General features: G+C 65.1%; 8 protein-coding genes and 1 pseudogene. 4 read left to right on the top strand and 5 right to left on the bottom strand.

The genetic code is table 11. The annotated features are described in order from the left end of the window. Both JOY90_RS03765 and JOY90_RS03760 read right to left on the bottom strand, forming a co-directional pair. Nucleotides 1–123, bottom strand: a pseudogene (locus JOY90_RS03765) (glutathione S-transferase family protein); the annotation flags it as partial. A 207-nt stretch (nt 124–330) separates the two neighbouring features. Beyond that, nucleotides 331–1461: a site-specific DNA-methyltransferase gene (locus JOY90_RS03760; RefSeq protein ID WP_291689823.1), complete on the bottom strand. Its 1131-nt coding sequence runs from the start codon at nt 1459–1461 to the stop codon at nt 331–333. A 394-nt stretch (nt 1462–1855) separates the two neighbouring features. On the opposite strand from JOY90_RS03760, the gene JOY90_RS03755 reads away from it, so the two are divergent. Both JOY90_RS03755 and moaB read left to right on the top strand, forming a co-directional pair. Continuing rightward, a complete protein-coding gene (locus JOY90_RS03755) occupies nt 1856–2782 on the top strand; it encodes a neutral zinc metallopeptidase (protein WP_291689822.1) in 927 nt (308 codons plus the stop codon). Between the two features lie 8 nt (nt 2783–2790). Further along, nucleotides 2791–3354: a molybdenum cofactor biosynthesis protein B gene (gene moaB, locus JOY90_RS03750; protein WP_291689821.1), complete on the top strand. Its 564-nt coding sequence runs from the start codon at nt 2791–2793 to the stop codon at nt 3352–3354. Nucleotides 3355–3526: 172 nt separating this feature from the next. On the opposite strand, the gene JOY90_RS03745 is transcribed toward moaB, so the two are convergent. The 3 genes from JOY90_RS03745 to JOY90_RS03735 form a co-directional block, all read right to left on the bottom strand. Next, entirely contained in the window at nt 3527–4450 is a 924-nt protein-coding gene (locus tag JOY90_RS03745) for a helix-turn-helix domain-containing GNAT family N-acetyltransferase (RefSeq protein WP_291689820.1), read from the bottom strand. A gap of 66 nt (nt 4451–4516) precedes the next feature. Next, nucleotides 4517–5086 (bottom strand): glycosyl transferase, encoded by a 570-nt coding sequence (locus JOY90_RS03740; RefSeq protein WP_291689819.1) that lies wholly within the window; start codon nt 5084–5086, stop codon nt 4517–4519. Between the two features lie 86 nt (nt 5087–5172). Further along, nucleotides 5173–7578: a phosphoketolase gene (locus JOY90_RS03735; protein ID WP_291689818.1), complete on the bottom strand. Its 2406-nt coding sequence runs from the start codon at nt 7576–7578 to the stop codon at nt 5173–5175. Nucleotides 7579–7797: 219 nt separating this feature from the next. On the opposite strand from JOY90_RS03735, the gene JOY90_RS03730 reads away from it, so the two are divergent. Beyond that, a complete protein-coding gene (locus tag JOY90_RS03730; RefSeq protein ID WP_291689817.1) occupies nt 7798–8961 on the top strand; it encodes a PA0069 family radical SAM protein in 1164 nt (387 codons plus the stop codon). 23 nt (nt 8962–8984) lie between these two features. After that, the gene (locus JOY90_RS03725; protein ID WP_291689816.1) at nt 8985–9434 is read left to right on the top strand and encodes a VOC family protein; all 450 of its coding nucleotides are present in this window, start codon (nt 8985–8987) and stop codon (nt 9432–9434) included. Nucleotides 9435–9602 lie beyond the last annotated feature (168 nt).

Below are 9602 nucleotides of genomic sequence, written 5' to 3'. Positions count from 1 at the left end.
CGGCTTGAACTGCTCGCCCTTGCGGGTGTCGACCGGCACCAGCTCGCAGGGCAGGCCGGCCTCCTCGATGAACAGCGCGACCTTGTTCGGGTTGGGCGCCCCATTGAAGTAGAATTTGAGCATGGTGGAAAATCTCCCCTGATCGTTCGTTGCCGAGAAAATTCGGGACACTGCGCCGCAGTCGGCGGGCCGCATCTCCATGCACAAATTTCGCCGAAAAGCGCAAGCGACGAGTTTGTGAAAGAGATGCTGCCTGCCTTAGCTCGTCATTCCCGGGCGCGCGCAAGTGCGAGATTCGGAAGGACGAAGGACGGATCAGGTGCCGCGGCTTCAGCCCGCCGCCATGCCGGCGCGGATCTCGGCGCGCAATTCGTCGATCAGCTTGAGACCCCTCTTGGTCTCGACATGCCAGAAGGTCCAGCCGTTGCAGGCTTCCGAGCCCTGCGCCACCGCGCCGATGCGATGGATCGAGCCGACCTTGTCGCCGAGCATGATGGCGCCGTCGGCGCGCACCAGCGCGCCATGCCGCTTCTTGGCGTCGACGCGCTTCGTGCCCGGCAGGATCATGCCGCGCTCGATCAGCTCGGAGAATGCGACGCGGGGCGCATCCCGTGCGGTCATGAACGGTGCGAGCGTCGCTTCCGGCAGCGGCTCGATGGACGCGATGCGCGCCTCGGCCGCCTTCGCATAGTCCTGGTCGCGCTCGAAGCCGACGAAACGGCGGCCCAGTCGTTTGGAGACCGCGCCCGTGGTGCCGGTGCCGCTGAAGGGATCGATGACGAGATCGCCGGGCTTCGACGACGACAGCAGCACGCGCGCCAAAAGGCCTTCCGGCTTCTGGGTCGGATGCACCTTCCTGCCGTCCGCGCCTTTAAGGCGTTCCTCGCCGGTGCAGAGCGGGATCAGCCAGTCGGAGCGCGCCTGCACGTCCTCATTCGCGGCCTTCAGGGCCTCGTAGTTGAACGTGTAGCCCTTGGCCTTCTCGTCGCGCGCGGCCCAGATCATGGTCTCGTGCGCGTTCGTGAATCTGCGGCCGCGGAAATTCGGCATCGGGTTGGACTTGCGCCAGACGATGTCGTTGAGCACCCAGAAACCCAGGTCCTGCATGATGGCGCCGACGCGGAAGATGTTGTGATAGGAGCCGATCACCCACAGCGTCGCCGAGGGCTTCATCAGGCGGCGGCAGGCGAGCAGCCAGGCGCGGGTGAAATCGTCATAGGCGGCGAACGAGGAGAACTTGTCCCAGTCGTCGTTGACGGCATCGACGTGGGATTCGTCGGGCCGCTTCAATTCGCCCTTGAGCTGCAGATTGTACGGAGGATCGGCGAAGACCAGGTCGACGGAAGCCGCCGGCAACTTCGACATCTCGGCGACGCAGTCGCCAACGATGATGCTGTTGGAGGACGACTCAAAATTTGTGCGGGGCGCCTTTACAGACGCCCCGCGACGCGACTCAACCATGACTCGATTACTCTGACTCAGGTGACGCTGCCGGCGACGCGGGACCTAACAGCCGACTGCCCCCACCTTGATCCGCCAAAGTAAAAATCGACTTAACCCCGAAGATTTTTCGAATTGCGTTCCGCGCGCGTTAGTCGCAACGCTTTTCATGATCGGCAGAGACGCCAAGGTGCCGAGCAAACAGCGCCATTCACCTCTCTCTCTTTGCTGAGAAAAAGGTGCAGCTCCTGCGGACGTGTCGCAGGCGATGGCGCCGTCGCGGCAAGACGGCACTAGGCAATTTTTGCCGGGCGGGCTATTGATTAATGGAACGGAAATTTTAATTCACGCGTTGGGATCGCGCGCGTATCACCGCGGGAATTGCGCCTCGCGAGGCAAATGGGAAAGAGCCGTCATGCGTTACGATGATTTCCGCCGCTCCGGCGATATCGAGGACCGTCGTGACGATGGTGGCGGATTTGGCGGAGGCGGCGGCATCGGCCTGCCGGTCGGCGGCGGCGGGCTCGGCATCGGCACTATCATCGTGCTCGGGCTGATCTCCTATGCCTTCGGCATCGACCCGCGCATCCTGATCGGCGGCGCTGAGATGGTCAACGGCGGCGGCCACGCGCCGTCCTATCAGAGCGATCGCTCGTCCGGGAAGAGCGGCGTCCCGACCGACGAGATGGGCAGCATGATCTCCGGCATTCTCGGCGAGATCGACGACCGCTGGAGCGAGATCTTCCAGCAGCGCGGGCAGACCTATACCGGGCCGAAGATCGTGCTGTTCCGCAACGCCACCAATGGCGGGCGCTGCGGCATGGCGCAGTCGGCGATGGGGCCGTTCTACTGCCCGCCGGAACGGAAGATCTTCATCGACACTGCGTTCTTCCGGGAGGTCGAGACGCGCTTCCATGGCTGCTCCGGCAATGCCTGCAAGTTCACCTCGGCCTATATCATCGCGCATGAGGCCGGCCACCACATCCAGAACCTGCTCGGCATCATTCCCAAGGTGACGCGGCTGCAGCAGGACGCCGGCAGCAAGGCCGAGGCCAACGCGTTGCAGGTCAAGGTCGAGCTGCAGGCCGACTGCCTGTCGGGGCTCTGGGTCAATCGCGAGGAGAAGAAGCGGCCGGGCTTCCTCGAAACCGGTGACATCGATTCGGCGCTGACCACGGCCTCCGCGATCGGCGACGACACGCTGCAGCGGCAGGCGACCGGCCGCGTGGTGCCGGACTCCTTCACCCACGGCAGCGCGGCGCAGCGCAAGCGCTGGTTCATGAACGGCTATCAGCAGGGCACGCTGGAAGCCTGCAACACCTTCGGCAGCGGCTCGCTGTAGGTCGGTCCATGGCGTCGACCGATGAAACGAAGCAGTTCATTGCACTCGACATCGCGGTGTTGACGATCTCGGACACGCGCTCGCTCGCCGACGACAAATCGGGCGCGATGCTGGCTGAGCGGCTGAGCGCGGCGGGCCACCGGCTCGCGGCGCGCGAGATCGTCACCGACGACGTCGAGGCGATCCGCGGCGTGGTGAAGAAATGGATCGCCGATCCGGGCGTCGACGTCATTCTCACCACCGGCGGCACCGGCTTCACCGGCCGCGACGTCACGCCCGAGGCGGTCGAACCGCTGTTCGAGAAGCGCATGGACGGCTTCTCCATCGCCTTCCACATGCTGAGCCACGCCAAGATCGGCACCTCGACCATCCAGAGCCGCGCCACTGCGGGCGTCGCGGGCGCGACCTTCATCTTCTGCCTGCCGGGCTCGCCGGGCGCCTGCCGCGACGGCTGGGACGGTATCCTGGCGGCCCAGCTCGACTACCGCACGCGGCCCTGCAATTTCGTCGAGATCATGCCGCGTCTCGACGAGCATCTGCGCCGACCGAAGGCGAAGGGGGCGTCGGCTTAGACCCTGCGATCATACCAAAGCCAGGCGGGAATGAGGAGCTATGTCCCTCCGCTGTCGTCCCCGCGAAAGCGGGTATCCAGCATTCCGGAGACGTCTCGGTTGAGCACTTCTTTCGCTGGAATGCTGGCTCGCCCGGTCGAGCCGGGCGACGACGCCGGTGTTCCACCGGACCTCACAACTCCAGCTCCCAGGTCTCGCCGATCAGGTCGACGCCAAAGCTGTGGTGCGGCTCCTCGGCGACGCGGCAAAAGCCGGCGCGCTGATAGATGTTGCGCGCGGCGGTCAGGATGCTCTGGGTCCACAGCGTCATCCTCTTGTAGCCGCGCTCGCGCGCGGCGTGGATGCACTGTTCGGTCAGCGCGCGGCCGACGCCGAGGCCGCGGGCTTTCCTCTCGACCAGCAGCAGGCGGAGCTTGGCAACCTCGTCGGACGCCTTCACCAGGAAGACCGAGCCGACCGGCTCGCCATCGACCTCGGCGATCCAGCAATGCTCGCGCGCCGCATCGTAGCCCCGGATGAACTGCGCGCAGATCTCGGCGACCAGTGTCTCGTAGCTGATGTCCCAGCCATATTCTTCGGCATAGGCGACGGCCTGCCGCGAGACCACCCAGCCCATGTCGCCGATCCTGTGACTGCGCAGGACGAAGGTGCGCCGCGCCTGCGTTGCGGGCTCCAGCGTGCGCCGGACGGTCGCCATCGCGCCGACCAGCGCCGTGCGCTCGGCATCGCCGAGGCCGCGCAGCATCGCCGCGACCTCGTGATACGCGCTGCGGTCGATCTTTGCAAAAGCCTGGCGGCCTTTGGCGGTCAGGCTCAGCCGATACTGCCGCCGGTCGGCTTCGAGCGGCTTGCGGCTGACCAGGCCGTTCTCGTCGAACTTCTGGATGATCCGGCTGAGATAGCCGGCATCGAGGCCGAGCTCGCCGCCGATCTCCTTGGCCGCGCAGTCGTCATGATGCGCGATCTCGTACAGCACCCGCGCCTCGCTGAGCGAGTAGGGGCTGTCCAGCAGATGCTGATCGAGCACGTTGAGCTTGCGGGTGTAGAAACGGGTGAACGCGCGGACCTGCGCGATCTCGGAATCCAGGGATGACATGGGCACCTCGATGCTTGCCATTGTCAATTAATTATTTGACTTTGGCAAGCAGTCTTCGGGCCCTGATCAGACCATCACGATCCGGCTGCGCAGCAGCGTGCGCGAGGAACGGCCGAGCTGTCGCAGCAGCCGGTCCTCGGAGCGGCGCACGTCGGGGGCATGGCCGCCGAGGCGGTCGTAATGCTCGCGCGCAATCAAGAGGCCCTGGTCCCCCCGCGGGCCAACGATGACACGGGCGACCTGCCTGAGGCGGTCGCGCAGGCGCATCTCCGCATAGGGCGAGCGGGCGTAGCGGAAGATGCCGGCGCGCGGGCGGCCGCTGGCCGCCACACCCTGGATGAATTGCGTGGTCTCCTCGATCCAGCCGGTGTCGAGCACGGCGCCGGCATGCAGGAACATCAGCCAGGGCGAGCGTGCCTCGCGCGCGCCCGCGGCCATCGCAGCAGCGCGCGATCCGTCAAAGGGCAGGAAACGGCAACCGGCAACATCGGCCACGCGTTCGATAATACCGTTGCTGGACCGGTCGACCAGCAGCACCTCGCGGATGACGCCGGCCGCGGCGCCCGGCACGAGCGCCGCCAGCGTCGCAACGGCAGGCTGCTCGACACCTTCGGTCGGGATGATGATGCTCAGCATCGGCGATAGGGCTCTCCTTGGCAGCCCTGTTATCACCTTGTCACATTCAAATCAGCCCCGTCCGACTGCAGCTTTTTGCGGCAGAATTAACGAGCCGCGCCCTGGGTCCCGTTGCCGTACGGCCACTTCCAGTCGCGAACCTGGGGCATGTCCTCGCCATGGGCCCGTACGTAGCGCGCATGCTCGATCAGGGCGTCGCGGAACTGCTGCTTGATGTGGGCGGCGGAGACCGCAAGCCGGGGCACGCGCTCGATCGCCTCGATTGCGAGATGGTAGCGGTCGAGCCCGTTCAAGACCACCATGTCGAACGGCGTCGTCGTGGTGCCTTCTTCGGCAAAGCCGCGCACATGCATGCCGGCATGGTTGGTGCGGTTATAGGTCAGCCGATGGATCAAATAGGGGTAGCCGTGATAGGCGAAGATCACCGGCTTGTCCGACGTGAACAGGCCGTCGAAATCGCGGTCGCTGAGGCCGTGCGGATGCTGCTCCCTCGGCTGCAGTGTCATCAGGTCGACGACGTTGACGACGCGGATCTTCAGGCTCGGCAGAGCCTGCCGCAACAGGTCGACGGCGGCGAGCGTCTCCAGCGTCGGCACGTCGCCGGCGCAGGCCATCACCACGTCGGGCTCGCCGTCGGCGGGCTCGGTGCCCGCCCAGTTCCAGATGCCGATGCCGGCATCGCAATGGGTCGCCGCCTCCCGCATCGTCAGCCATTGCGGCGCCGGCTGCTTGCCGGCGACGATCACGTTGATGCGGTCATAGGTCCTGAGGCAATGATCGGCGATCCAGAGCAGGGTGTTGGCGTCGGGCGGAAAGTAGACGCGGACGATGTCGGCCTTCTTGTTGGCGACGAGATCGACGAAACCGGGATCCTGGTGGCTGAAGCCGTTGTGGTCCTGCCGCCAGACATGCGAGGTCAAGAGATAATTGAGCGAGGCGATCGGCCGGCGCCAGGGCAGCGCCCGCGACACTTTCAGCCATTTGGCGTGCTGGTTGAACATGGAATCGACGATGTGGATGAAGGCCTCGTAGCAGGAGAAGAAGCCGTGCCGGCCGGTGAGCAGGTAGCCTTCCAGCCATCCCTGACAGAGATGCTCGCTCAGGACCTCCATCACGCGACCGTCATGGGCGAGATGGACATCGTAGGACTCGATCGGCTCCATCCACACGCGTTCCGTCACCTCGAACACCGCGTCGAGCCGGTTCGACGAGGTTTCGTCGGGTCCCATGAGGCGGAAGTTGCGCGCGTCCGCGTTCAGCTTGACGACGTCGCGCAGGAACTTGCCGAGCTCCCGTGTCGCCTCGGCCTCGGCGCCACCCGGCGCCGGCACGTCGACCGCATAGGCGTGATGGTCGGGCAGCTTGAGCTCGCGCTTGAGCAAGCCGCCATTGGCGTGGGGATTGGCGCCCATCCGCCGCGGGCCTTCCGGCGCGAGCGCCGCTAGCTCGGGCACCAGGCGACCGGAGCCGTCGAACAGCTGCTCCGGCTCGTAGCTGCGCATCCAGCTCTCGAGCAGCTTCAGGTGCTCGGGCTTGCCGCGCGGATCCGCGATCGGCACCTGGTGTGCGCGCCAAAAACCCTCGACCTTGAGTCCATCGACCTGCTTCGGCCCGGTCCAGCCCTTCGGGCTGCGCAGAACGATCATCGGCCATCTCGGCCGATGAAAGCTCGCCCCCTCTCGGCGAGCATTCTGCTGGATGGAGCGGATGCTCGCGAGCGCGACGTCCAGCGCGTCGGCCATCAGCCGATGCATCGTCTTGGGATCGTCGCCCTCGACGAACAGCGGCTCATGACCATACCCCGTGAAGAGATCGCGTATCTCGTCGTCGTCGAGCCGGCCGAGCACCGTGGGATTGGCGATCTTGTAGCCGTTGAGATGCAGGATCGGCAGCACCGCCCCGTCATGGGCGGGATTGAGGAACTTGTTGGCGTGCCAGGACGCCGCGAGCGGCCCGGTCTCGGCTTCGCCGTCGCCGATGACGCAGGCCACGATCAGGTCGGGATTGTCGAACGCCGCACCATAGGCATGCACCAGCGCGTAACCGAGCTCGCCGCCTTCATGAATCGACCCCGGCGTCTCAGGCGCGGCATGGCTCGGAATGCCGCCGGGAAAGGAGAACTGACGGAACAGTTTTCGCAGGCCGTCGGCGTCGCAGCCGATATCGGGGTAGATCTCGCTGTAGGTGCCTTCGAGATAGGTATTGGCGACCATGCCCGGACCGCCATGGCCCGGCCCGCAGATATAGATGACGTTCAGGTCCAGCGCGCGGATCAGCCGGTTCAGATGCGCATAGATGAAATTGAGCCCGGGCGTCGTGCCCCAATGTCCGAGCAGCCGCGGCTTGATGTGCTCCGGCCGCAGCGGCTCCTTCAACAGCGGATTGTCGAGCAGGTAGATCTGGCCGACCGACAGATAATTGGCCGCGCGCCAGTAGCGGTCCAGCAGCTCGAGCTCGTCGGTCGTGGAAGGTCGTTCGTTCGCGACTTGCATGCTGGCTCCTCTTCGATCGCCCGGGAAAGATCGAGAATGCTGCGATCCGTTCCATTATCGAAGGCCGATAGAACGGGAATGTGATGCGGCGCTTGATCTAGACCAAAGCCCCGACCCCCGTACGGGTCGCCACCGGATCGTGAGAGTTGCTTCCTCAGTGGCATGCACGCAGCGTCCAATTGTTCTTGATTTGTTCTAGGGTTTTGCTATGTAGAGAACATGAGCCGAGCATCCTCTCATGCCCTCAAGCACCCGCCGGTTAAGGCGCCCTCCAAGCCGGCGGGTGCGCCCTCCGATTTCCCCGAGCTTTCGGTGGCGATCGAGGGCGCGCGGCGGCGCGGCCGCGGCGCGCAATCGAATGTCAGCGGCCGTTACGAGGCCGAGGCCCGCGTCGCCTTTGACGACGGTTGGCAAAGCCTTGATGACCTGCCACCGTTCAAGACCATCGTCGCGCAGGACACCTCTCGCAAGGTGATCACGCGCAACGAATCCCCCGACATCGGGTTCGATCGCTCGATCAATCCGTATCGGGGCTGCGAGCACGGCTGCGTCTACTGCTTCGCGCGGCCGACCCACGCCTTCCTCGGCCTGTCGCCGGGACTGGATTTCGAATCGCGCCTGTTCGTCAAGCCCGATGCGCCGGCGCTTCTGGAAAAGGAGCTCGCGGTCACCGGCTACGAGCCGCGCATGATCGCGATCGGAACCAACACCGATCCGTATCAGCCGATCGAGCGCGATCGCAAAATCATGCGCGGCATTCTCGAAGTGCTGGAGCGCGCCGGCCATCCGGTCGGCATCGTCACCAAGTCCGCACTGGTCGCGCGTGATGCCGACATCCTGGCGCGGATGGCGAAGAGGAACCTCGCCAAGGTGGCGATCTCGGTGACGACGCTCGATCCCGGGCTCGCGCGCACCATGGAGCCGCGCGCGCCGACGCCCGCGCGGCGTCTCGAAGCGCTGAAGCGGCTGTCGGATGCCGGCGTTCCCACCACGGTCATGGTCGCGCCCGTGATCCCGGCGCTGAACGATGCCGAGATCGAGCGCATTCTCGATGCGGGGGCGCATGCGGGCGCGAAGGAAGCAAGCTACGTGCTGCTGCGGCTGCCGCTGGAGGTGCGGGACCTGTTCCGTGAGTGGCTGTTGGCGAATTACCCCGACCGCTATCGCCACGTCTTCACGCTGATCCGCGACATGCGGGGTGGACGCGACTACGATTCGCAATGGGGCACGCGCATGAAGGGGACCGGGCCGATGGCCTGGATGATCGGCCGCCGCTTCGAGATTGCCTGCGAGAAGCTTGGCCTCAATAAACGTCGATCGAAGCTGACGACCGATCATTTCGTGCGGCCAAAGGGCGGAGGGCAGCAGCTCAGCTTGTTTTGAGTATGGTAACGACGGAGCGTAACATGGGTATGGAAGCGCCGGTTCCGCGGCTCACGGTGGTCACGCTGGGTGTGAACGACATGCGCACCAGCATTGCCTTTTACGAATCGCTCGGCTTCGAGCGCAAATTCCGGGCGACCGGGGAGGTGGTCGCCTTCTTCGACACCGGCGGCCCGGTGCTGGGACTGTTTCCCTGGGGTGACCTGGCGCAAGACGCGGAACAGCCGGAGGACCCGCATCCGGAGGCTTTTCGCGGCATGACGCTCGCCTGGAACTGCCGGTCGTCCGAGGAGGTCGACATTGTGCTGGATTTCGCCGTGTCGAAGGGCGCGGAGCTGTTGAGGCCGGCGCATCAAACCGACTATGGCGGCTATTCCGGCTATTTCGCCGACCCGGATGGTCATCCTTGGGAGGTCGTGGTCGCGCCCCATATCGATGTCGGTGACGACCGCCGCGTGCATTTGCCGGACTAGAGCATTTCCCGGAAAAGCGGACCCCGGTTTTTCGGGAGGAAATGCGACAGAAAGCGCTCTAACGTACTCGGGCCGCCGATTTCCTGTTGAGAGCGGTGAAAGCGAATCGCCGCGCGTCGGTTCCGGGTTGCGCGGCCTGCGATCCTTCTGCACTTTCCTGGCATGAGT

Source organism: Bradyrhizobium sp., assembly GCF_019242285.1.
Classification (GTDB): Bacteria; Pseudomonadota; Alphaproteobacteria; order Rhizobiales; family Xanthobacteraceae; genus Bradyrhizobium.
This window is presented reverse-complemented; position numbering and strand designations above follow the sequence as displayed.